Genomic DNA, 24,730 nt, shown 5'->3' with positions numbered 1-24,730 from the left:
TCGTTCATTTATCTAACATCAATCATCACGTTAGTTGCTTTATTCCTCGTCTCGCCTTGTGAATGACGATATAATTCCTCGTAAAACCCTTCTATCTTCAGCAGTTCCATGTGTGTACCCGATTCAACCACCTCCCCCTGTCGCAGGACGATAATTCGATCTGCATGCATGATCGTGGACAACCGATGGGCAATGACCATCGTTGTTCGTCCTTCAGCTACGACATGCAGCGCTTGCTGAATAAGCTGCTCCGTCTGTGAATCCAGATTCGCTGTAGCTTCATCCAGAATAAGGATTTTGGGACGGAAAACGAGGATGCGCGCAAAAGACAGTAGCTGCCGTTCACCTGCTGACAACCCACTCCCGCGCTCGGATAATCTCGTATCGTAGCCATTGCTCATCCGCTGTATCATCGGATCGGCCCCGACAAATTCACAGGCATGTATAACTGCCTCACGGGTGATCGTCTCGTCGAACATCCGAACATTGTCAATGATGCTGCCCGAGTACAGATACGGCTCTTGCTGGACTAGGCCGACAATACGATGCAGTTGGGCCTGCTGCAAATCTCGAATATCGATGCCGTCGATAACAATGCTGCCATCCTGCACATCGTAGAATCGGCATAACAGGCTCATGAGGGAGCTTTTTCCTGCGCCAGTTGTGCCGACGATACCGATCATCTCGCCGGGACGGATATGAAGATCAAGTTCACGAAACACCGGCGATTCGCTCTCATAGCTAAATGTAATTTGATTGAAATCAATACGTCCCTGCACCGATTCCACATCAATGTGGACTGGCTGAGGACGATCCTTAATAGCTGGCTGAATATCGAATATGCCCCATATTCGATTGACCGCAACAGTTGCCGATTGCAGCGTATTCCACTGCTGTGTAATCGCATTGATCGGCTGGAAAAACTGGCGGATATACGCAATGAATGCATACAATACGCCGAATTCGAGCGTCTTGCCAAGGACGGCATAGCCGCCCACCCAAGTTACGAATGCGATAGTAAGATTGCTTAATAGATCAAAAGACCGATTAAATACAACGTGCGTGCGGATCTCACGGACATTAGCCTTGAAATAGGCGTCATTCCGTTCTTCGAATAGCTTGGCCTGAGCCTTCTGCTGCTGGAAGGCTTGAATCAAGTTCATGCCTGACAAATTCTCAGCTACGAACGCAATAAGGCGGGACAGTCGTGTTCGCGCCATCTGGTACGTATTGCGCATGAAGGAACGAAATGAGACCGCAATGATTGCGATAATCGGGAGTAATACTAGACAATACATGCCTAGTGTCGAATCTAACTGAAACATCATGACAAGGATGAACAGCAGCGTAAGTCCATCACGCAGCAGCGTGAGCAGCACTTGGTTAAAAAATTGGTTCACTGCTTCGGTATCACTGGAGATATGCGTGATCAGACTGCCATTAGACGTTTTATCGAAATAAGACATGGAGAGCTTTGTAATATGCTCAAACAATTGTTTGCGAATTTTTGCTACAATGCTTTGCCCTGCAAACTGAAGTAAATTATTTTGCAAATAGGTGAACAAAAATCCAGATATCGACAAGCCGAAATAGATCATGCAGATAACAAGAATACCGCTGAAGTCGTTTTTGCCAGCCATCAAATTATCATCGATAACAACCTTAATCAAATAAGGCTGGAACAATTCCGACGCAATGGCGATTAGCGTGCAAATCACGACCAAGGCAAAGGTGATTCGATGCGGGATCACATAGGAGCCCAGAATCCGAAAGGCCGACCGATACTCGTATTTCGGGTTTTTGCCTTGATCTGAAGGAGTTGCCCTATCCGATTTATTATGGGGTTGCGGCATGCTGACCACCCTCCTCTTGAATCGCATGGAGTGCAGCGTATTGCCCTGGCTCGGCTAACAGCTCTTCATGCTTGCCTCGCTGTACGATTCTCCCTTCATCCATCACGATAATGAGATCTGCGTGCTTCAGTGCACTGATTCGGTTCGCGATAATAATGGTCGTCTTGCCGTGGCGTTCCTCTTGGATCGTCTGCACAATCTCTGTCTCTGTGACCGTATCGACAGCACTGACACTGTCGTCCAGAATCATGAACGGCGCTTGCTTGATGAAGCCCCGCGCAAGGCTCGTTCGCTGTCGTTGTCCCCCGGACAACGTGACACCGCGTTCCCCTAGCTTTGTGTCGAAGCGATTAGGGAATTCTAAGATACTGCTGTAGATCCTTGCCTGCTTAGCCGCTAATTCAACCTCTTCCTCTCCAGCTTGCCGTTTGGCGAAGGCGATATTCTCCCTAATCGTTGTGCTGAAGAGGAAACCGTCCTGGGGTACATAGGCAATCTGACTGCGCAAGCTTTCAAGCTTTATTTTACGAATATCGGTTCCGCCGATCTGGATCGACCGCTCTGGTGGTTCAAAGGCTCGCAGAAGCAGCTTAATAAGTGTTGTCTTGCCGCTGCCTGTACGACCGACAATACCGAGCGTCATGCCCGGCTCAATAACCAGATCAATACCTCGTAAAGCAGGCTGTGAGGCCTCTGGATAAGAAAAAGTCAGCCCTTGTATATGTACAGAAGCTCGTTCCAGCTCAACAGGAACGGCATCTTCTGCCTCCACAATATCTGGCTGGACCGCCACCAGCTCATTCAGTCGCTGCAATGATGCGCGAGATCTCTGCACCGTATTAATGACATTGCCGATCTGCTGCAACGGATTCATCAGCATGCGAATATATAAGGTTAGTGCGACGAAATTGCCAAGTGTTATCTTCCCTGTAACCGTTAAGTAACCGCCGAGCGCCAATGACATAATTAAAGACATAGACCCTAGGAAGGGAATAAGGGCTTGGAAAAGGGATGACATACGGACAAGCGACAGCTGATTGTCGCGTATTCTATCGACATGAGTATCGAACCGTTCAATCATGATCGGCTCAACCGCGAATTTCTTCGTAACCCGGATGCCACCGAATTGCTCCTCAGCTGATTCAGTCATTGCACCAAGCGACTCCTGTACTTTCAATGATCGTTTACGGATAGCAGGACCGAAGCGCGTGACGATCCAAGGGATGAGGAACAAAGGGCCGACAGATGCAAGGATTAAGTAGAGAGGAATACCGCTTAAAATCATCGCACCTATGCATGAAACTAAAAGCAGCGTCCCCATCGCCATCTGATTGACACCCATAGAGATCGATTCCCTTACTCCGGTAACATCATTCATAAAGTAACTTAGCATTTTGCCCGTACCATTTTTTGAATAATAGTGCTCACTAAGCCCCGAGAAATGCGAGAATAATCTGCGGCGGGTCATATACTCAAACAATCGGCCGACATACATGACCAAATATTGCCCGTATCCCCCGATAAGAACGTGGCCTGCACCGATCACCAACAGTAATAGGCTATAGCGTACGACATCATGCGTCACCAAGTTTCCACTATTAAGTCGATCGGTGAAGTCACCGAGTATTTTAGGAAAAAAAGCGAATACGATACTGGCAACCGCATGCAGCGATATCGACGAGAGATAGATGCGCCACGTCTCTTTAAAATATGGTTTTAATATACCGTTTGGCTTCAAGTTCAATATGGTCCTCCCTCATCTCCAAGGTCTTCATCAACTATTCTCATTGTTCAGCTCATTCCCATCATTATTATTCTCTCCACAAGATTTGGCTTCTGATAGAATCTCATGAAGCTGGAACATATGAATAAACTCTTCAATAATCGCTTCGGTTGCTTTGAGTTCACCGCTTATGACTTGTTTGATCGCTTCAAGCTCAGGATCATTCAACTGCCGCTGCAAGGTCGCACGGTTAATATTAAGCTTATCTAGAAATGCGATAGCTCTGCCGCGGCGAAACGTTTGCGCTTTTTTGAGATGCTGCTCCGACATCTCCCCTCTGTTCTCTTTATTGAAATGTCCATGACCCCGGTGCTCCGATCTATGACCGTGTTTCCCTTGATGTTCATGTCCGTCACGCATCTATGTTCCTCCTCAATAGTAATCGTATACGATTGTATACATTCATGATCTTGTATACGATTGTATACAAGATCATGAATGTATGTCAATAATCACTTAACATTTACAAAACAGCTTTAACTCCTGCATCAAAAATTGCGCACAAAAAAAGCCTTATTTAATAAGGCCTTCAATAAAATACTGCTCATGTATAATTGACTATTACTCCTCATTCGACCAGTCTATTAGTTCCTTCAACATATCTTTCAAAAGACGCTGCACGTTATCCTCTGTTATTGCAGGAGTATGGAATCCAACCGCTAGTGTAAGCCTATTGTTGTAAGAGCTGGCCCCAACTGAAAAAAACGGCGCGTACATAATGGGTGCAGTCATATAGCCATCCTCCGCAATTGAGCTGCCAAAACAAATCGCTTCTTTGGAAATCACGCCAAGATTCGTTAATAGCGGCAAAGCCATGCCTATACTCACTGCCATGGCCTGCTGTCCACTAAATATTTCCTTCACAGCGGAAAGGGGCATCTGCTCTAGCTGATCCATTCCAGCTGCAGAGGAAAGCCCCGGATTATTGTGCTTAATAGCATCCATTGCTGCTTTCACTTTCAATAGCGTTGCCTCGAATGGCTCCTCCTCGTTCATTTCGATAACCGGCATCTCCATTCCAGACATATTGCATATCGTACCTGTAGTTTGATCAGGCAAATATCTTCGAAGATCAATTGTCGTACCAATCGCCTTATTCTTCGTCCTCGGTTCCGCATAGACAGCTTGATGAACGAGTGAACGAAAATACGCTGCAATCAAAGCATCATTTACGGTCACTCCTGTTTGGCGGGCATAGTGGATAAGCTGTGCTGTTTGCATTTTGCCCAAACGTTCCATAGATAGCTGCGGCTGTTCATTGTTCACCGAGTTGGAAGGAAACGACCATAGTGAAGCATCGCTTGTCTGATCGCGCAACACAGTACGACTATCCGTAATGCCTGCTGCCGACAAAACACGAGCATGATCCCGGAAGCCTGAGCAATGCTTGGCAAGCATCTCTGCCTCAAGCAGATTCGGAGCAGCCGCTTGCTCCAGCTGCGTATACGCAAAAGCAAGCTGTTTAACGTATTCCTTTAGACCTGTGCCATCTGAACATAAGTGAGAAATTCGAATGCATAGTTTGTCCGTTGACGCTCGGAACAATTGCGCCTGAACCATCGGCCCCGACACACGATTGCCAGGCTCAGCAATCCAGGTCCTCACATTCCGTTCTAATTCTTCATCTGTACAAAGCTCAATTGTACATGCTGCACGATACTGGTCATCACTTAGAACACTTTCCCAGTAAGGCTGCTCAGATTCAACAAAACGGCAGCTTAAAACCGGTATGGCCTGCATTGTGAATTGAAAAGCTCGCTCCAGACGGGGATAATCCAACTGAGCTGCAAACTCCAGTACCATTGTAATCTGTTGATCAGCAGAATATATACCAAGTATATAATTCATTCGGTCCTGAGAAGTCGCCGGAATTTGATAATTACCATTTGCTTGAATATTCAACATAAGCCCTCCGTTTCCGTGGATATGTAATGATAGGCTGTCTCAAAAATAAGATAGACATTTTAAAATTTAGTTCGTTTATTAAGCAAACAAATTTATGTTTCGTTTACTTAATAATAGATGGAAGCATTCTTTTTGTAAATAGGTATTGGGTTCGCACAAAAGGAACCTTTCGAATTCACTGTCATAGTGGCTTTGAGGGGTCTTTTGCATCTATTATGGGATTGCAACTGGCTGGCGTTTACCCTTTTGGGACAGCCTTTCTTTCATCCACTGTTGTAAAGGTTATTTGCTAACGATATCGTAAACACTTTAGCATCCGTAAAAATTATCGGTCTTCCAATAACTATCCCAAAACAATTTCAATGGCACAGGAGTATCTCTGATTGTACTAAGGAATAGGCTTCGCTAATTAGTGAAGCCTAATTACACTGTTCCACCTTATAAACTGCTAGAAAGAAGAAATAGTGAGACTGGGTTCACTAGTGAGGAACCAAGCTGCTCGACTAGTAACCTTAGTGACGCTAATCCTCGATTAAGCTCATAAAATAATTCTTTTAGCAATAATAGCCTCACTAATTAGCGAAAATGCCTCACTACAGGATCATCGTGCTCGTGAGCTAGCTCTATTCTCTCACCTGCTTGTCTACGCTCGATCAACGCATTAATATCTAAGCAGCTTCTCCTTTCTGAATGGCCATTCATCTATATATTGTCATAACTTACAAACTGGTTCATATGGCAACGATTGTTGGATATAAATTGTTCAATCATAAAAAAAAAAAGCCGCACTCTGTGCGGCTTCCAATAAAGATATGCTGCAATTACTGATCCTTCTTCATCTCATAGTAGTTTCCATCCCATAAGAAAATCATCGTCTGATCGTCTTTAATAAAGAATGAACTGCCCGCATTCGTCCAATTGCTGATAGCTACGGTTGTAACTTTGTCGGATTCAATCCCGATATCACTTAATTTGTTTTGGTATTCGGCAAGAAACTGTTCATTGGTGAGCTCTTGCTCCTTATATTGCGGGTTCAGCAATTCCTCTGTGCCAAAGGAGGCTTCTTCAGCGGAGTAGGCTGCTTTCATTCCTATAAAACTCTCATCGGCCTCTGTTGAGACAGGTGTAGAACCAATTATGCTTTGTACAGTCCAAGTACCATAATAGGAAGGTAAATCGGGAGAAGGATTTGCCGGCGGATTTGAATTTGCTTTTCCGCATGCACTAATTGAAAGAACGAGTAAGAGCAGCAAAGAACCATAGATTATTTTTTTCATTGTTGACTGACCTCCATTAATAGTTGATGCACCTACTTATATTAACGAAGGTCAGACGTATTTGTTGCATAAACCAATAATTAATCGTTTCTTTGTATGGTTGAATTTTTCTCCGAACTCGATTGTTCAATATTGATATCAACATGGATATCTCGAATGGTGTTTTTCTTTAACAATAGATCCTCCGCTGGGGATGCTTGCTTCCACTCCTCATAGTGATGTCGGTATAGATCATGCTCCAAATTAAAAATGTCTGTCTTTTTCTCTAGCCCCACTTGAAACGTATCTGCGATTTCTCGTTCGATAACCGCCGCCGTTTGCTGAGTTAACTCCTTCAATCCCTTAAGCTGCTCATTGTTTCGATTAACAATATAGGCGGTTGCTCTCATATTAATGGTATAACCACGCTCTTTACTATTCCATTTCACATTGCTTTTTGGTTTTTCAACAACGACTTGAACAACGGAATCTGTTTTATTCGGGACGGGGATACCGGATCGCTTCGTTCCATTCTGAACCCAGCGCAGCCCATTCAACGCTTTGAGTGGAATATAGCTCTTGTACGTATCATTTTTGATAAATACTGCGCCATTAATCATAAGCTTAGGCTCGTTTTTATCTTTTTCACTCCATTGTTTTTTATTTAAGGAAAGCATAGGAATGCAAGATGTATAGCCAGGCTCATTGATTTGCCCAATTAATCGGTGAAGCTTGATCGGCTTGATTGAGGAAGCCTGAGAATAGGTTCCTTCTGGTTCATGCAAGATCGTGCTGAGCGGAGATTGTCCAAAAAATCCCGCGGTAGTAAAAACCTCTTTAACCGATTCTTTTGTTCCAAAAACCCAAGGTGTCAGACGAAACTCATAATAGCGAATAAAACTATCGTACACCTTTTCGATTCCTTGCTTAAATATCGATTCACTAATCACAATAGCGGTCACATGCCCCCAATATATTCTTTCTTGCGCCGTATCATAAAGCTTAAAAAGCGACTCCTCAAATGAATCCCCTATTCCCTCTCCGACCCAAACTCTTGCAGGCTGTTTCTGGCCGTCACTCGTCTTGGCAACCGACTGAAAGTCAATGAATTGAATATAACCGTAGTACTTCCCATCCTTATAATCAACGCCTATAGCTGAGGCATAGTTCAGCTTTTCAATGTCTTTGACATCTGTGGAACAGCCCGATGCAAATAATAACCCTATTGTTGCAATTAGAAGGCATGGCAGGATACGCATTATTCCGCTCACTTCTTTCGTTTATTTAACATCGACGATGAGAACCGCGATCTACGGAAAGGATCACCGACAAAAGCAGCCAGCCAATCCCTGAACCGCAAGGTGGAGATCGGTTCGAGATAATTGAGCCCGAAGGATTCGAGCCGACAAAGATAGATCATAATCAAGAACATACTGAGAAAAAAACCGTATATCCCAAAGAAGGAGGATATCAATAGTATAAAAATCCGGATCAGGCTGACTGTACCGGATAATGACTGATTCACCAAGCAAAATGTAGATACGGTGGAAAGGGCTACAATAACAAGAAGGGTTGGCGAAGCAAGACCAGCGCGGATGAGCGAGTCTCCGATGATCAAGCCTCCAACGATTCCAATGGTCTGGCCTACAGCTTTCGGTAACCGAATACCAGCTTCCCTGAGCAGCTCAAACTGGAATATGAGCAGAAAGGCTTCCAGAAAAGACGGCAAAGGGACCCCTTCCCGAGAAATAACGACTGTCGACAGGAGGGAAAAAGGGATTTGGTCGATATTAACTGACGCAATTGCAGTCCAAAAGCCCGGCAAAAAAATACCGACCAATAAACCAAAAATACGAAGAATTCGTTGAAACATCACGAAGTGAAATGGGAAATGAACATCTTCAGGTGACTTTAGCAGTTCGAGAAAATTGTTCGGGCCGATCAAAGCCATTGGCGATCCATCTACAATAATCGTAAATCTTCCTCGCAGCAACGTTTCAGCAACAAAATCGGGGCGACCGATATAATCGATCAAGGGAAATAAGGAAAATGTTCGGTCCGATAACCACTGCTCCAGCTGCCCGCTGCTTATAATGCTTTCGGTTTGGAAGGTTTCCAATCGTTTGCGCACTTCGGCAATCATTGTGGGATTAGCTTTATTGTTCAAATAAAGCAAGGTGACTTGTGTCTTGCTCAGGCTCCCAATGAGGAACTGCTCGCTGAACAGCAATTCCGTTTGCATCCGCTTCCTTACCAGAGATATATTTGTAAATAGGTCTTCCGTGAAAGCATCCTTAGGTCCTTTGATTGAAATCTCTGTATTGGACTCCTGTAATGTGCGCTGAGGAATTTTGGAAACGTCTATTGCCCAGAAGTTAGTAGCGCCTTCCCTATAGATGATCAATTTTCCAGTGAACAGGCTAGTAATCATTTCTCCAAATGTCCGATTACTCTCGAAGAGCGGCATTTCTTCCGAATAGACGGGCTCTGCTTCATCCAGATGGATAGGCCGATGCCTTATATAATGACAAGCCCTTGAGAAATAAGAATTCAATTCCGTCCTCTCAATCATGCCTTCACAATAAAAGGCCGTCATGTGATCGGAGAATTCCAATTGTGGGAGGGGGGGGAATTGGACATCGGAATATAGGGATAATGCTTCTTCCACTTGTGCTCTCGATAGCTTGCCTGAACGCAGCCACGTATCCTGCTTCATGAACAGCTTCGATTGCTCTGGCGAATGATTCATGATCTGCTCCCTTTCATCTGCGGAATAAAGGTGATTGTAAATAGAAGTACAGTCAGTGCAACACCGAACCAGAGAGAAAAGGTATAAAAGTAATGATGGATGAGCTCTTGCATGACGATATCGCTAACCCTTAGAAGCGATGGCGTGGACATAATACCTGCACTTATCAGCATAGCGACTTGGCGAAATTTTTGAGATTTGGCCCCAGACAGCTCACATAAGAGATGAATAAGAAGTGCCGTTCTCACAATACTGCCAGCCATTAGTTGAAAGGCTGCTAAAAAATCAATATGAGAGATGCTATTGCCGATCATGACCAGCCTCCATTGTTCAAATGCAGGAAACCTAAAATTTTCGGCTTGAAAAGGACCAAACGAAGCGATAGCGCCTATCGTTGGCCCCATAATTAAACCAATTAACAAAGATAATAATACGAATACCGTGCCGTAATTCATGGGCTTATTCAGCTTATGATGGATCAGGAGCAGCATCAGCAAATCCATGCTTCCGCCAAATACGATCACTCCACCTGATAAATGAGAAGAAGCTCCTTCCTTAAGGAAGGGCTCGAGCATCCCATAGTCTTTGATTCCCATCGTCATCATGGATACGCCAATACCTAATAGCCAAACGACGGGCATTAGCAAAGCCGACAAATATACCAGTGTTTTGAGTCCTGTCCGGCCCGCGCAATACGCTACAAATATAAAGCTTAGCGTAATAACGACATCATTCGTATCTGGAAGAAAATAGATATTGACGTTCTTTGTCGTATCGAAAACAATCATGATTCCTGCAGCCAATAAATAGAGTGCGATCACTCCACTTATCAACCCAAATCCGAGCTTTCCTATTCGGTTTTTCAACCAATCCGACAACGATAACGTATTCATCGATTTCATAATTAAATACAGAATGACGCTCCAGCCAATCAAGCCTAAGTAAGCAATCATAATGCTGAACCAGGCGTCGCGCTCTGCTGCTTGAAGAAGATGAGGGATAATAAGCACATGATTCGAGATCCCCAGCGATAGAAGCATCAAAAGTACGATCTGCAATCTTGAAAAGGAAACTTCCATTATGGCCTTCCCTCCTCTCCCGGCTTGGATATTTTACCTCTGGTATAGTTTCCCTTCCCCCGCCTGATTATGCATCCACGTAGGTCGTATTAAAGGGGAAACAAAAAGACTCAACGCAAGGCATTTGCCTGCATTCAGTCTTTTGTCCAATACAAATCTATTAACTGTCCCGGTTAATCAAATAATTCAATAAATGCTTGAGAAAATCAGTCTTCTGCGGCACTCGCTGCAATTCTTCCATAGCCAGACAGTAGTGCTCCCACATTTCTTTTCTGGCGCCGTCCTGACCAAGGATGGTCACGAAAGTCGAATTGTTGTTCTGGGCATCCTGGCCAACAGGCTTACCCAGAACAAGCAGATCCCCTTCCGTATCAAGCAGATCATCCTTAATCTGAAAGGCAATGCCTGCATGATAGGCGTATTTTTTCAAAGTGGCGATTTCTGCCTCCGTCACCCCAGCGAGAATGGCCGGCATCACTAATGACGCTTCGAATGCAATTCCTGTTTTATAGAAGCACACGCGATTCAATTGCTCCAGTGTCAAAGGCTTTCCTTTGGAATGCAAATCCATCGCCTGGCCGATACACATATCGCCTGCCTTTTGGGATGAGTATTTCATTAGTGCAATCACGTTATTGGGATTGAACCCCGTAAGAGAGGACTGCTCTTCAATCGCTTTCTGGATAAGATATAGACCCGTCAATTCTGCAGTGGCGCTATTATGTACCTGATGCAAGGTCGGACGTCCTCGTCGGGTAGACGCATTATCCTGCGATGGCAGATCATCGAAGATTAATGAGGTGGTATGCATATATTCCAAGGACTTCAATAAAGGCATAATAGCCGATGGGCTTAGCTTATATTCATTAACCCCCATTACCCAGGCCAGTATTGGCCGCAATCGCTTGCCAGCTCCTTCGATACTGTAATTGGCGGCATCAATAATCGACTCTGCTTGCGCCGGAATTTCATAATGCTTGGCAATTGGCAAGAAGCTATTAATCTGATCTCGAACATTAGTAAGGGTATGGAAAAATTGCTCCTTTCCTTCTCTATCGTTTTTTAGAACCGTCACCATATGATCACGAAGCAGCTTGTCGAAGAAATCTACATCATCCGCTTTTCGGACCATTTGTTGAATCAGACGATTGAATTCGGGTGCTTTCGGAGCAAGTATACCCATAAGCTCATTATATTTTTCAATACCGATCCGTTTCTTGCAGCGTTTCAGACCGTTAATGGCACGATCAAGTATTACCTCACGGCTCTTGCTGTCAGACTGGTACACATTATGAATCAAATTTGAGATAACTGCCCAGTACAATTCGAAGGGATTGATCAAATCCACGCGCTCGCGATGATGTTTTAAATAATAGGTGTAAGGCGTTACGGCCCCGTCTTTCATATCGTCAAACAAATCGGCAAAATCATCGGCTAGCTGATTATAGATGCCATAATAAAAGGTTCGATTATCAAAGCCTTCATCAGCAGAAGCACTAATAACAGAACGAACGATTAAGCGGGATGAAGAAGATTTCAAGATGATGGGCAGATAAAGCTCTTCATTCGTGTAATCGGCATGAGCCAGATCTTTCACACGATCTATATGCTGAGAATGGAAAAATACATAGGCCTGCTCGAAAAAGCTATGCTCGGTTTCCGCGCCCTGCTGCCCCTTAATACATTCAAAAGCATCCCGGAGCTCCGAATGGACGTATCGGATCATAGCCATATTGCTCCCGCTCCATTCCCCTAGATCTGGGACAGATCCATTGAGAAGCGCGGTGCGTATCATATGAGAATATTGCTCTTTCTCCTGTTCGTTCAAGACTTGAGAATCAAGCAAATCGTCAATAAAAGGATACGTCAGACCATAGGAGTAGCCAAGCCTCATCGCTTCGGCAAGTCTCCTAGAGCGCTCCTCTGGCAATGTTGTATCGCCCATCTCCTCTATGACATGCAGAATAACCCCGATAATGATTTTGATCAGTTTGCGCACGGCATGCTCCGCATTCATTTCTTTGGGAAGATTGGTGGAGACGGACTTAAGCTTATCTATTAACCAGATCGTCGTGCTTTCAATGCCTTCCTTCTGAGCCCACCGATACAAGCCGGCAAAATTCATAAAGGCTGGTTGGTCCCCGCCGCTTGCAGCATTGGAACGAAGCAAATAGTTTTTCAAATCAGCTACGAGACGCTGTATTCTGTCCTGTGTATCAGGGGAATCCATAGCCTTGCCTAGATCCCTCATATAAATATAAGAAATGCTGCGATCCAGATAATCATCCAATTTACCTGAATAATTAAGCCATCGAATATATTTATCATAATTCACCGCATCAGGCTTTCTCTTTCCTCGTGAAAAAAGGGAAAACAAGGAATGCTGACGAACATGGGTTCTTTTCCACACTTGGATATCCCCCGTCAGGGAAGGTATGTAGGCCTGTTCCTTAACTTGCTCATAAAGCGAGGCGAAATAGCGGGCTGCCCTCTGCTCCGCCAACCGATACCAGGTATCGGCATGATCAGTAAACTTTTCATTCATACGTTGGATTACCTCTAATTCTTTAATTTTTGACAAGCATGTATCCATTAGGTGTTCAAGAGGCTCCTCCATGGACTTAAAACGGATAATTATTCCTAATGGAAGAAATTTGTCGAATCCTATTTCTATCATTATACGCGAACAAGCTCTTTTCGGTTACGAAATCCATGCGGTCATTTTATTGAGTTTCCAAATAAAAAGCACTCCTTCACGGATACTATGAAAGATGACATTTCATAGTATCCATAAGGAGTGCCTGTTGTATAGAAAAGAATACGTTCAATTACTGCTTTTTATGCGTTATTGTCCATCCATTGGAAATGGAAGCTGCCTTCTTTATCAAGACGCTGGAATGTGTGAGCCCCGAAATAATCTCTTTGCGCTTGCAATAAATTAGCTGGCAGCCTCTCCGAGCGGTAGCTGTCATAATAAGCTAAAGCGGAAGAAAAAGCAGGAACCGGGATGCCTCTAGTTACGGCAATCGCTATAACGTTTCTCCAAGCTTCCTGATAGCTGTCGACGATCCCGCTAAAGTATTCGTCCAGGAACAGGTTGCTCAAAGCCGGATTCCGGTCATAGGCATCCTTAATGTTTTGCAGGAATCTTGCGCGAATAATACAACCTCCGCGGAAAATCATTGCGATGCTGCCATAGTTCAAATCCCAGTTGTAGGCGTCAGAAGCAGCTCTCATTTGTGCGAAGCCTTGTGCATAGGAAGCGATTTTGCTCGTATACAAAGCTTTGCGAACCGCCTCGATGAACTCGTTAGGATCGCCTTCATAGCCGGATACCGCTGGGCCATTCAATTGCTTGCTTGCAGTCAGGCGCTCTTCTTTCATCGCAGACATAAACCGTGCAAAGACAGATTCCGTAATAATAGACAACGGAACGCCCAGATCCAATGCGCTTTGGCTCGTCCATTTGCCCGTTCCTTTTTGTCCTGCCGAATCAAGGATGATCTCGACCATCGGCTTGCCTGTATCTGGATCGATTTTACTGAAAATATCAGCTGTAATCTCGATCAAATAGCTGTCGAGCTCGCCGTTATTCCATTCTGTAAAAATGTGATGCAGCTGGCTTGTGCTTAAGTTCAACACATCCTTGAGCAGATGATAAGCTTCGCCGATGAGCTGCATATCGCCATATTCGATGCCGTTATGGACCATTTTGACATAATGCCCAGCCCCGTCTCCTCCAATATAAGTGGAGCAAGGATCGCCGTTCACTTTAGCCGAAATAGCTGTCAGTATAGGCTCGACCAGCTCATACGCATCCTTTTGTCCGCCCGGCATAATGGCTGGGCCTTTCAAGGCTCCCTCTTCTCCACCAGATACGCCAGCCCCGATGAACCGGAAGCCTTGAGCCTGAAGATCACGATTTCTGCGCTGTGTATCAGGGAAATAGGCATTCCCGCCATCGATCAGAATATCTCCTCGATCCAGATAAGGCACAAGCTGATTAATCGTATCGTCCGTCGCTTCACCCGCTTTGACCATAATCAGAATTTTACGCGGTGTCTCCAATGACTGCACGAATTCCTCCATGCTGTAAGTGCCGATGAAATTCTTGCCTTGCGCTTCTGCCAATAGTTCTTTTGTTTTCTCAGGCGACCGATTAAATACCGCAACCGAGAAGCCCTTGCTTTCAATATTCATAGCAAGGTTCTTACCCATGACAGCGAGTCCAACCACGCCAATTTGTTGCTTTTTCATCAATAGCTGCCTCCCCTTATAGTAATTCTTTCGTTGAGCGAACGACATTATCGACGGAGAAGCCAAAGTATTCCAAGACCTCGGTTCCTGGTCCTGAAGCTCCGAATGTATCAATAGACACTATTTTGCCGCTTAGTCCTGTGTAACGCTCCCAACCGAGTGATATGCCGGCTTCAATAGCTACCCGCTTCGTAATAGCTGCTGGCAGAACCGACTGTTTATAGGCTTCGGGTTGCCGATCGAATAATTCACGACTTGGCATCGCCACTACTCGTACAGAGATATTATCCTTTTCAAGCTCTGCTTTGGCGCTTACTGCCAAGGAAACCTCGGAGCCTGTTCCGATCAGAATAACATCCGGCTCATTGTTGGTCTCCGTCAAGATATAAGCACCTTTAGCTACATCCTCAATATTGCCTTTAGTAGCTTCATAGATAGGGAGGTTTTGTCTGCTCAGCACGAGAGCGACCGGACCTTCCTGCTGCTGCAAGGCATAAGCCCACGCGCTTGCCGTTTCATTGGCATCAGTAGGTCGAATAACGGTAAGCCCAGGAATGGTGCGCAGCGCAGTCAAGTGCTCTACCGGCTCATGCGTAGGACCGTCTTCGCCTACTGCTACTGAATCATGCGTGAATACATAAGTAACAGGCAGCTTCTGCAGTGCAGCCAGTCGAATAGATGGGCGTAAATAATCACTGAATACGAAGAATGTGCTTACGAAAGGCTTCACGCCGCCATGCAGCGCCATGCCGTTGCCCGCTGCACCCATCGCATGCTCGCGAACGCCGAAGTAAATGTTGCGGCCAGCATAAGATTCAATAGCAAATATTTGCTCGCCATTTATATCGGTCATCGTGGAATGGGACAGGTCCGCGCTGCCGCCAAAAATCGCAGGAACCGACTTCACGAAATGATTGATCGCCTGACCGCTTGCTACGCGAGTAGACATTGTTTTGGACGAATCGAAAGTAACGATATCTGCCGTATCAATAACGACAGTTCCATCAATAATCTGTTCGAGCTCCGTACCAAGTTCTGGGTGCGCTGCTTTATAGTCAGCAATCAATTGCTTCCAAGCTGCTTCTTTGGCTTCGCCATTTTGTTTCAGTTCCGCAAAATGAGCCTTCACTTCTGCTGGAACTGTGAATTCCTCTTCATACTTCCAGCCATAAGCTGCCTTCGTCGCCTTAGCTTCTTCTAAGCCAAGCGGATTGCCATGCGCTTTATTCGTTCCTGCTACCTTGCTTCCGTAGCCGATAACGGTCCGAATCTCGATCATCGTCGGCTGAGATTCATTGTGCTTCGCAGCTTCGATTGCTTTCACGATTTGCTCAATATCGTTACCGTCTTCTACACGCAAATACTGCCAGTTAACAGATTCTGCTCTTTTTTGCATGTTCTCTCCAAAGGATAGATTGAGCTCTCCATCCAAGGAAATATCATTCGAATCGTACAAGACGATTAATTTGTCCAGCTTCATATGACCTGCCATAGACATCGCCTCGTAGGAAATACCCTCCATCAAGCAGCCATCTCCGACAAGCGCGTACGTATAATGGTCGACGACAGGGAAGCTGCTCTGGTTAAATTTCGAAGCCAGATGCGCTTCAGCCATCGCCATGCCTACTGCCATCGCAATACCTTGTCCAAGAGGTCCGGTTGTTGCATCTACGCCATCAGTGTGGCCAAATTCAGGATGTCCTGGAGTCTTGCTGTTCAGCTTGCGGAACTGCTTCACATCTTCTATAGAAACGTTATAGCCAGACAAATGCAGCAGGCTATATAGCAAAGCTGAGCCGTGACCTGCGGATAATACGAAACGATCGCGGTTGAACCATTGTGCATGGGCTGGATTATGATTGAGCTGTTTGCTCCATAGAGCGTATGCCATAGGTGCGGCACCCATTGGCAGACCTGGATGTCCGGAGTTGGCAGCGTTGATCGCATCAATAGATAAAGTACGGATCGTATCGACAGATAGTTGGTCAATTGTTTGTGTGTTAGGCATATTGTTCTCCTTTTATATGTTCATTTTGTTGTTGTTCCGATTTCTCATCGAACCACCAGTGATAGCCGTCTTGCAACAACAGCTCATCTGACTGGGCAGGTCCATTCGTGCCAGCCGCGTAAAGATGAAGCGGGACGAGATTTTCTTCATATGCATCCAATATCGGTTGAACCCATTGCCATGACAATTCCACTTCATCCCAATGCGCGAAGAACGTAGAATCGCCATGTAAAGCATCGTTAATCAAATTCTCATAAGCCTCGGGAACATTGTCCCGGCTCTCATGAAAGTCAAAATGCATTGGCATGAAATCCCCTTTATGTAGAGAATCCCTCGTATTGAGCTGGAGTGAGATGCTTTCGCTTGGACTAATCTCGAACACAAGCAGATTCGGAGCTTTATTATTCTCGCTTACCCTACCCTGCTGCAGAGGTTCTTTGAACTCGATCACGATCCGGGTCGACTTTTCATTCATCCTCTTACCTGTGCGAATATAGAAAGGAACGCCTCGCCAGAAATAATCGTCGATTTGCAGCTTAGCCGCAATAAAGGTATCATTGCTGGAGGTTGCCGGTATGTTTGGTTCAGCCGTATAACCGACGACCGCTTCCCCCTGAATCACTCCTGCACCGTATTGCCCGCGGACAACATGGGCTTTGACATCTTCTTTTTGCAGCGGCTCTAGGCAATCCATTACCAGCTTTTTTTTGAAACGGACATTCTCTGAAGTGCTGTTGTTCGGAAGATGGATCGTGAGCATCATGAGCAATTGCAGCATATGGTTCTGGAACATGTCTCTGACCGCGCCCACATGATCATAATAGCCAGCCCGCTCTTCAACACCGACAATTTCATTCGCCGTTATTTGAACGTTGGCAATGTAACGCTTATCCCACAATGCCTGAAGAACCGGATTACTCTGCTGCAGAACCTCAAGCTTCTGTACCATCGGCTTGCCGAGATAATGATCAATTCGGAATATTTCCTCCTCCGTAAAGGCCTTGCTCAAATTACGGTTCAATTCCCGAGCAGATTGCAGATCATGGCCGAAAGGCTTTTCGATCACCAGACGTTTCCACCCATCCACTGTACCTAGTCCGCTGTCATGAATATTGGCAGAAATCGTTTCAAAAAACTCCGGTCCAACGGACAAATAGAACATGCGGTTCGATACGGCGCCTTGTTCCTGCTGTTCAATCAGGTGCAGGAGCTTCTTATAATCTTCCTTACGGCCTACATCGAGCACATTATAACGGAACACGCCCAAAAATTTATTCAATAAAGCAGGGTCATTCGCTTGTCGTCTGGAAAACTTGCGAAGGGATTGCTCGACATTTGCCCGAAAGGCTGTATCGGACAGCTCCCTTCTTCCAAGGCCGATCACCGAGAAGGATTGCGGGAGCTTCTGATCAACGAATAAGTTATACAAAGCAGGGTATATTTTTCTTTTTGCCAAATCCCCTGTCGCTCCAAATAAGACAAAAGTGGTTGCTTCCATATTCCGACTCCTTCCAACATGGCTACTTTGTTAGGTCTGGTTTCTACTTCGTTAATCCACTATAATACGAATATCACCTATACGGGTAATTAATATATTTCACAGGAGCTATAGACCACGTCTATGATCAATTACGAGCTTTATAAGGTTTTTTATTGGGCCGCGAAGACGGGAAGCTTGTCTAATGCAGCCAAAGCGTTGTTTATCACTCAGCCCAGCGTCAGCCATGCCATCAAGCAGTTGGAAGATAGCTTCGGCATCACCTTGTTTTACCGTAATTCCAAAGGGGTAGCATTAACGCAGGAAGGCGCGACTCTCTATTCCTATATCGAGAAGTCTCAGATCTTAATCTCATTGGCAGAAGAAAAGATGGCAGCGCTAAAAAATCTGGACAGCGGCGAGCTCCGAATTGGCGGAAGCGATTCGTTGTTCAAGCACTATATGCTTCCTTACTTGGAGAGCTATCTTCAGAAGCATCCTGGCATCAAGCTGCATCTCAATCATGGGACGACGCCTGAAACGATCTCCTTCTTGAAGGAAGGCAGAATTGATCTGGGCGTTGTTCGTATGCCTATCGTCGATTCCCAGCTTGAAGTGATGAAGGGGATCGAGCTTCAGGATTGTTTTGTAGCGGGGGCTCGTTACGCGGAGCTTAAGAACAGAGTGCTTTCATTGGAGCAGCTGCTTCAGTACCCGATCATCCTATTCTCCCGTAATAGTCGAGTACGCGTGGCGATTACCGAGCTATTTGAAACCTATGGTTATCAAATCAAGCCGGAGATTGAGGTGGGAAGCGTGGATCTTCTTATCGAATTTGCGCGGAAGGGTCTCGGGATCTCTTATGTAACGAAGGAGTTCATTGCTAAGGAACTGGAGGAAGGCTCTCTCTTTGAAATTCAATTGGACATCAAGATGCCCCCCTCCCAAGTGGGATTCATGATTATGAGGAACATGCCGTTATCGAATGCAGCAAAGCAATTTATTGAACTGATGAAATAGCAGCTGCTAAGCAAATAAAAGCAACCTCAGCCGATTCAAAGTCGGCTGAGTTGCTTTTTTGCTGTTCCACTCTATTAATAATTCCACCTTACAACTGGACAATTCCGGCTATTCGCAGAACAGGGAGCAGGGAAGCGAATGATAGAGCTAATTAAAAGGAGCCCTCTCCACTACCTAAACAATACAGGATGATTAAAAGCAACTTATATCGTTGGAACAAATTGGATTGTGAACAAACCGACAAAAAAATTTAATGTTGCATTAAGGTTACTTTTCTATACTAAGAGACATCAACCCCACTGTTGATATAGAGCTAGGACATGGCCCGCAGAAATGCGGGCCAATTTTTTTATTCTTCCTCAATATCCTCTTTATTTCATTTAGGAATAATTCCCTTCCCTAACCATCAGTTCCATAGCAATAAAATAACAATACCTACACCGGGATAGGTCTCAACAGCAATTCGACCGCCTAACTTCAATTAATCCCTTGGATATAGCCTTTCCAAGACCCGATCCGTTTGACGAGAAGCTGCCTCTGTACCACGGTAATAACGCTCGAACAATTGGTTCAAATGCGCCTCATCCATACATACTAATAAAAGCCTCCGACGCCCTAATGAGCGCCGAAGGCTATTATCATTTCATGTTAAGGCTGCAGCTGCCATAGAGCGGGAACATTGCTAGGCTCCCAGCCAGCTAGCGAAGTGTGCGGCTGGATACATTTGTATACCGCGCCGTTGTAAGAAACTAAGGTATTTACAGTATAAGCTGTATTAGCTGCCCATGGTGTAGCACTCGGACCTTGAGGAGTCGTAACTGTTAAGGCGTTGCTGCTGCCGGATACATTGTTGGAAGTGTCATATGCGATGACTGTGAATGTATATTGCGTATTCGGCGTCAAGCCCGTTACGAGCTTGTCGGTTCCCGTTCCTACTACCGTGGCAACGAGATTAGATCCGGCGTAGATGCGATAGCCCCCAATGCCACCAGCATCTGTGGATGCGTTCCACTTCAGTGTCAGTGAGTTCGATCCAACCGTACCTAGCACTTGAAGACCGGTTGGATTGGTTGGCGCTGTAGTATCAACAGGGAGCTGGTTCGTTATAACCTGAACGCTGCTGCTGGCTTGCGATCGATTGCCTGCAGCATCGAAGGCTTTGACTGTGAAGTTATATGTGGTCCCCGGAGTCAGATTTGTCAGATTGGCGCTGAGCTGGTTGCCCGCTACGGTAGCAATTGGTGTCGAGCTCGTGCCGGAGTAAACCTCATAGCCTGTTACACCGACATTATCCGTCGAAGCTCCCCATGAGAGAGTAGCCGTCGTTGTACCAACCGCTGTTGCTACCAAGTTCGCAGGAATTGTCGGTGGAACAACTTCAGTTGCGCCGAATTGGGCATCGATCACGATATACCAAGCGTTGCCTGTGTCAGCAATATCCCATACACCAAGGATGACATGATAGCCTGATCTCTCAGGAACATTACAAGTGTGGGACAAAGTAGCCGGTGGCTGTTGGCCATTACCTGCTACTGTACAGAACGGCGTAAGGTCAAGCTGATCGCGAGTGATTGGCGCATTCGGATTCCAGCCTGGTTTAGTTATGAAATAGCGATAGCTCGTTGTTGCATGACGGGCAGTAAATTTCCATGTGAAAGTGTTCGTACCACTGCTCATATTGACTTTGTTCCAGCGAGTAGCCGTTTGCTGGTCAAGATTCCCGAAGCCAGCAAGACCTGCGCTGGCAATTTTGCCATCCGCTGGACCAGCTGCTGGAAAGCCTTTTAGGCCTTCAAGGCTTTGCGGTTCATAGATAATGGGACCACAGTTCGTATTCAGACCATTTTTACATTGAATCGCCCGGCTCGCAGGATCATCGATATAACCATGGGCAGAAGCAGATTGGACGAAGGCAAGAGTACAGACTAACAATAGCAGCAAACCTCCGCAAGCAACTAGAGCGCGTATCATCAGACTTGAATTCAAACGGAATTGAATCATCGTCACATGACCTCCTTGATTTTAGGTTTGGTATAGATAATTTCCATTTCCTAACATCATGCATAGTGCGTTGTGCTGTAGTCAGTTGCCTCCTCTCATCCAAGTGGCAAAACAAAACCAATACCTTAAGCTTAAGGTACCAACTCCTTTCAAATTGAATTTATATAAACTCCGAAGAGCTTATATACGCATTGGAAAACTACGTTTTGACTCGGACGTATTGCATTTCGTATTGTGGATGCTCGAAATCAGCCGATATGCTGATACCATCCAGATTGCTTACAAGGAAGTCAGAATACTCGGGCTAGTGTAATGCAAGCGCTATCATTTTAATGTCTGCTAGTTTGCTAGACTTTGAGTTGCAAAAGGTAGGATCGAATTGAGACTGATTATAATTCGTAGGGTGGTTGTGAAGCTGGGGCTGAATCTATCCGGATGAATGGACCGAATTCCACTGTAGACGTATGGTCCGGGTTCGAATGCTTCTGAGGAATTAGAATAATTCTATCATAATGCAAACGCTGTCATTTGTATACTGCTATTTTTTGGATTAAGAGAAATAGGACAAAGTTCGCAGTTCCTCTCTTCTTTCGCTCCCCTTAATGTCGAGACGAATATAACTACGCTGCGAACAGCAGGAGCAGAACTACACGCTCTAAAAAAACTGTGAAGCATTGTTTGAGCAGCATACTAAGCATGTGCCAGTACAGGCCACTGAGTTTTTATCCATGACAAAGTTAGCGTTTATAGAACGCATATCCTCATTATGATTCCTCCGCAAACGATTTGTATTTACGTTTCCTTGACTCATCACATCATACAAATGCAGTGTATGATGTTTTTGCTGAAAAATGATAATTGCTTTTATCTTCGGATGAGTAAAAATTTGCATGCGATATCATCTGATTATTACTAGCGCCAAATTATTATATATATCTTTTTATCAAGTCCTGATCCATATCAAGAATATTCTTGTAATTCCAGTGACCATTGGCATAATCCCAATAGCTAAGGTCTTCGTAGACAAATTCGCCCTGAGCAAAACTTCTAAGCATTACAATTATCAGCTTCGCCTCTGGTCCCTTCTTTCCCCATGGTAAAAAACCCGGAATTTTCTACAAATCCCGGGTCTTCCACTGAACTAGCTTGCTGCTCCCTCTTATGCATCTTCACTGATTCTAGTTGTTAGAATCCTTTTCCTCCTAGAGGTCGAACCTTAATGGCGCTTGCTCCTGCAATCAAATGGCGGCAGCTTCCGATGAGCTCAAGCACCTTCTCATTCTTCAGAGATGCGGCATGCGCCTCTTGGCTTTCCCACAGCTCTGTTACCCATAGATCGTCCGGATCGTCTTCAGCCTCATGCAAAATATAATAAATACAGCCATCCATATCATTCAACGTGTTATTGGCACCCAGCATTTTCTCCACCAGCTCTTCCCTTTTCCCAGGATGAGCGGTCAATTTCCCAAACATCGCATATTTACCCATCATACATCTCCCTTTTCGCTTATCAGATCAGCTAACATCGCTTCATAATGCGCCAGCATTCGAGCGCTCGCCTCCGTCATTTTCTCGACAAGCAATTTCGACTCGATTCGCAATGCCGTGCTATAAGGCATTAGAAAATAAGGAACGTAGGTCTGCAATGTAGAACGATCCATATGGAATACCGCCTCTTCGCGCTGGCGTTCTACAAGCGTGTGGCCGAACAGCCAATGCTGGCACAGCTCATTCAGAACTTGCTCCTGTCCCTTTATCCGTACATGCTCAAGCTCCTCAGGGCTGGAGGGATTAGGAAGCAGCTGACTAAGCAAATAATCCTTGGCAGAAAAGCCTGCTGGACGCTCGAAATATTCCTCAGTCTCACGAAGCGTGCGAATGCGATCAACCCGGAAGCTTCGCAACTCCCTCCTATAGCCACAATACCCGACCGTATACCAGTTCCCTTTCCAATAGACGATCCCGTAAGGGTCGAACAACCGTGAAGAAGAAGCTTCTCCTCTGCCTCGATCGTATTCCATCTCCAGTGTTCGCCCTTGTCCAGCAGCCTGCTCCAATACTTGTAAATAGGGCTGGAAAGACCCGTCAGTAGGCGGATAAATGACTGATAAGCCGCCGCCATGGCGCTCAAGCTGATCAAGCTGCTTCTCATTTGTATAGCGTTTGAGCTTGTCTACTGCTCGGGACAAAGCATCCGAATGCGGATAGCCGGACTCCTTAGCGAAGATCGAGGCATGAATCAAGCCCTTCTGCTCATCAGCATCGAAGAGCAGCGGGGAATCCGCGAATTGGCCTAAGATACTATAACCGCCATTTGGTCCCGAATCCGCGATGATTGGCACCCCGCTCGCACATAAGGAATCTATACAGCGATAGACGGTCCGCACATGAATCTCCAGCTCTTCTGCAAGCTGCTTCGCCGTCATTCGCTTGCCAGAACGAAGCATCCAGAGGATGGATAGCATGTTGTCAGCCTTCGTCATAGTTCCAGCCTTCTTTCCTGTAAGCTTCCATAACTGCCTCCATTATATAGCAGTCAATCCAATGGCGTCATTCCTTTATCAACCCAATCCTCATAGGTTGGACCGTAGATTTCAGGAGGCTGCAATCCCGCTTGTCTCATAAGCACCGTCACCTGGCCTCGATGATGGGCCTGATGCATGAGCGCAAACCGTAAGGAATCGCCATTCCGCCACTCTCCCCCTGCAATCAGCTTTGTCTCCAGCAGATCATCACTAGTCCATTGCATCTCCACAGCTGCAAGGAAAGCCGAACTGATGCGGCGATACTCCTCTGCGATTCCCTCCGCTGATTGAGAAGCTTCCGAGCCTTCTTCAATTCCCTTGAAATCAAGCCCTAATGGGGTCATAAAATGAATGGAAGTAACCAAATGCCACGCTAGTCGTCCCAATGTACGGCGATTAGGCGCAATCTCTCGTTGTAATGACTCATCTGTTAGCCGATTCAACACCCGATTCGTTATTTCTGACTCTCTCTTCCATTCCTCGACAAAATTTGCTACCGTTACAAACATGTGTATTCCTCCTGAATCATTTTCACTCTCATCATGAGTATAATCCTCAATCCCTGACAGAAACGGTCAGTTATTCCGACAGCCAGTGCTTTTTTCGAAAAATAAATCTATCCCTTCTTCTATTCAACATAACAAATAATGAATTACCGCGATTTGTTGCGATTTGTTACAAACTAAAGAGCCTGTTTCCCGGAAATTCCTAGGGAACAGGCTCTTTAGTTTCTTTTTCAGCCGATGGATTCTGAAATAACACTAGGCTATTAAACTAAAACGAGGTTACGCTATGCTTAATCTAAACCTTTTTGTCC

At 45.4% G+C, this 24,730-nt stretch carries 17 protein-coding genes; 1 reads left to right on the top strand and 16 read right to left on the bottom strand.

Annotated elements, in window-relative coordinates; translation table 11 throughout:
• Positions 1-8: 8 nt before the first annotated feature.
• From AC50YO_RS01860 to zwf, 12 genes are all read right to left on the bottom strand, one after another.
• On the bottom strand, positions 9-1,853 hold the full coding sequence (locus AC50YO_RS01860; protein WP_494842520.1) for an ABC transporter ATP-binding protein: 1,845 nt from the start codon (positions 1,851-1,853) through the stop codon (positions 9-11).
• On the bottom strand, positions 1,837-3,591 hold the full coding sequence (locus tag AC50YO_RS01855; RefSeq protein ID WP_494843227.1) for an ABC transporter ATP-binding protein: 1,755 nt from the start codon (positions 3,589-3,591) through the stop codon (positions 1,837-1,839). The genes AC50YO_RS01860 and AC50YO_RS01855 overlap by 17 nt, the downstream gene beginning before the upstream one ends.
• Before the next feature lie 36 nt (positions 3,592-3,627).
• The gene (locus AC50YO_RS01850) at positions 3,628-3,996 is read right to left on the bottom strand and encodes a hypothetical protein (protein WP_494842518.1); all 369 of its coding nucleotides are present in this window, start codon (positions 3,994-3,996) and stop codon (positions 3,628-3,630) included.
• Between the two features lie 201 nt (positions 3,997-4,197).
• Positions 4,198-5,484: a condensation domain-containing protein gene (locus AC50YO_RS01845; protein WP_494843222.1), complete on the bottom strand. Its 1,287-nt coding sequence runs from the start codon at positions 5,482-5,484 to the stop codon at positions 4,198-4,200.
• Positions 5,485-6,362: 878 nt separating this feature from the next.
• The gene (locus AC50YO_RS01840; RefSeq protein ID WP_494842516.1) at positions 6,363-6,818 is read right to left on the bottom strand and encodes a hypothetical protein; all 456 of its coding nucleotides are present in this window, start codon (positions 6,816-6,818) and stop codon (positions 6,363-6,365) included.
• 80 nt (positions 6,819-6,898) lie between these two features.
• Positions 6,899-8,068 (bottom strand): Ger(x)C family spore germination protein, encoded by a 1,170-nt coding sequence (locus AC50YO_RS01835; protein ID WP_494842513.1) that lies wholly within the window; start codon positions 8,066-8,068, stop codon positions 6,899-6,901.
• Positions 8,065-9,546, bottom strand: a complete 1,482-nt coding sequence (locus AC50YO_RS01830; protein WP_494842509.1) for a spore germination protein — start codon at positions 9,544-9,546, stop codon at positions 8,065-8,067. Before AC50YO_RS01830 ends, AC50YO_RS01835 begins: the two co-directional genes overlap by 4 nt.
• Positions 9,543-10,625, bottom strand: a complete 1,083-nt coding sequence (locus tag AC50YO_RS01825; protein WP_494842506.1) for a GerAB/ArcD/ProY family transporter — start codon at positions 10,623-10,625, stop codon at positions 9,543-9,545. The genes AC50YO_RS01830 and AC50YO_RS01825 overlap by 4 nt, the downstream gene beginning before the upstream one ends.
• A 160-nt stretch (positions 10,626-10,785) precedes the next feature.
• The gene (locus AC50YO_RS01820) at positions 10,786-13,170 is read right to left on the bottom strand and encodes a polyprenyl synthetase family protein (RefSeq protein ID WP_494842504.1); all 2,385 of its coding nucleotides are present in this window, start codon (positions 13,168-13,170) and stop codon (positions 10,786-10,788) included.
• 293 nt (positions 13,171-13,463) lie between these two features.
• Positions 13,464-14,882 carry an NADP-dependent phosphogluconate dehydrogenase gene (gnd, locus tag AC50YO_RS01815; RefSeq protein ID WP_494842502.1) on the bottom strand — a complete coding sequence of 473 codons (1,419 nt, stop codon included), beginning with the start codon at positions 14,880-14,882 and terminating at the stop codon, positions 13,464-13,466.
• 16 nt (positions 14,883-14,898) lie between these two features.
• Positions 14,899-16,890, bottom strand: coding sequence for a transketolase (gene tkt / locus AC50YO_RS01810; protein ID WP_494842500.1), 1,992 nt, complete (start codon positions 16,888-16,890; stop codon positions 14,899-14,901).
• Positions 16,883-18,388 (bottom strand): glucose-6-phosphate dehydrogenase, encoded by a 1,506-nt coding sequence (gene zwf, locus AC50YO_RS01805; protein WP_494842498.1) that lies wholly within the window; start codon positions 18,386-18,388, stop codon positions 16,883-16,885. The genes tkt and zwf overlap by 8 nt, the downstream gene beginning before the upstream one ends.
• A 123-nt stretch (positions 18,389-18,511) precedes the next feature.
• Between zwf and AC50YO_RS01800 the strand changes: the two genes are divergently transcribed.
• Entirely contained in the window at positions 18,512-19,387 is an 876-nt protein-coding gene (locus AC50YO_RS01800; protein WP_494842496.1) for a LysR family transcriptional regulator, read from the top strand.
• Positions 19,388-20,035: 648 nt separating this feature from the next.
• Here the strand turns inward: AC50YO_RS01800 and AC50YO_RS01795 are convergent.
• The 4 genes from AC50YO_RS01795 to AC50YO_RS01780 form a co-directional block, all read right to left on the bottom strand.
• Positions 20,036-21,388 carry a lytic polysaccharide monooxygenase gene (locus tag AC50YO_RS01795; protein ID WP_494842494.1) on the bottom strand — a complete coding sequence of 451 codons (1,353 nt, stop codon included), beginning with the start codon at positions 21,386-21,388 and terminating at the stop codon, positions 20,036-20,038.
• 1,185 nt (positions 21,389-22,573) lie between these two features.
• The gene (locus AC50YO_RS01790; protein WP_494842492.1) at positions 22,574-22,876 is read right to left on the bottom strand and encodes a putative quinol monooxygenase; all 303 of its coding nucleotides are present in this window, start codon (positions 22,874-22,876) and stop codon (positions 22,574-22,576) included.
• Complete coding sequence (locus tag AC50YO_RS01785) at positions 22,876-23,871, bottom strand: helix-turn-helix transcriptional regulator (protein WP_494842490.1); 996 nt, start codon at positions 23,869-23,871, stop codon at positions 22,876-22,878. The genes AC50YO_RS01790 and AC50YO_RS01785 overlap by 1 nt, the downstream gene beginning before the upstream one ends.
• Before the next feature lie 53 nt (positions 23,872-23,924).
• Positions 23,925-24,422, bottom strand: a complete 498-nt coding sequence (locus AC50YO_RS01780) for a DinB family protein (RefSeq protein ID WP_494842488.1) — start codon at positions 24,420-24,422, stop codon at positions 23,925-23,927.
• Positions 24,423-24,730 lie beyond the last annotated feature (308 nt).

The organism is Paenibacillus sp. J22P59 (assembly GCF_059383895.1).
This window is presented reverse-complemented; position numbering and strand designations above follow the sequence as displayed.

Coding starts and splice junctions, on each gene's coding strand:
- AC50YO_RS01860 (WP_494842520.1), bottom strand. CDS start 1,853: ATGCCGCAACCCCATAATAAATCGGATAGGGCAACTCCTTCAGATCAA.
- AC50YO_RS01850 (WP_494842518.1), bottom strand. CDS start 3,996: ATGCGTGACGGACATGAACATCAAGGGAAACACGGTCATAGATCGGAG.
- AC50YO_RS01845 (WP_494843222.1), bottom strand. CDS start 5,484: ATGAATTATATACTTGGTATATATTCTGCTGATCAACAGATTACAATG.
- AC50YO_RS01840 (WP_494842516.1), bottom strand. CDS start 6,818: ATGAAAAAAATAATCTATGGTTCTTTGCTGCTCTTACTCGTTCTTTCA.
- AC50YO_RS01830 (WP_494842509.1), bottom strand. CDS start 9,546: ATGAATCATTCGCCAGAGCAATCGAAGCTGTTCATGAAGCAGGATACG.
- AC50YO_RS01825 (WP_494842506.1), bottom strand. CDS start 10,625: ATGGAAGTTTCCTTTTCAAGATTGCAGATCGTACTTTTGATGCTTCTA.
- AC50YO_RS01820 (WP_494842504.1), bottom strand. CDS start 13,170: ATGAATGAAAAGTTTACTGATCATGCCGATACCTGGTATCGGTTGGCG.
- gnd (WP_494842502.1), bottom strand. CDS start 14,882: ATGAAAAAGCAACAAATTGGCGTGGTTGGACTCGCTGTCATGGGTAAG.
- tkt (WP_494842500.1), bottom strand. CDS start 16,890: ATGCCTAACACACAAACAATTGACCAACTATCTGTCGATACGATCCGT.
- zwf (WP_494842498.1), bottom strand. CDS start 18,388: ATGGAAGCAACCACTTTTGTCTTATTTGGAGCGACAGGGGATTTGGCA.
- AC50YO_RS01800 (WP_494842496.1), top strand. CDS start 18,512: ATGATCAATTACGAGCTTTATAAGGTTTTTTATTGGGCCGCGAAGACG.
- AC50YO_RS01795 (WP_494842494.1), bottom strand. CDS start 21,388: ATGATTCAATTCCGTTTGAATTCAAGTCTGATGATACGCGCTCTAGTT.
- AC50YO_RS01790 (WP_494842492.1), bottom strand. CDS start 22,876: ATGGGTAAATATGCGATGTTTGGGAAATTGACCGCTCATCCTGGGAAA.
- AC50YO_RS01785 (WP_494842490.1), bottom strand. CDS start 23,871: ATGACGAAGGCTGACAACATGCTATCCATCCTCTGGATGCTTCGTTCT.
- AC50YO_RS01780 (WP_494842488.1), bottom strand. CDS start 24,422: ATGTTTGTAACGGTAGCAAATTTTGTCGAGGAATGGAAGAGAGAGTCA.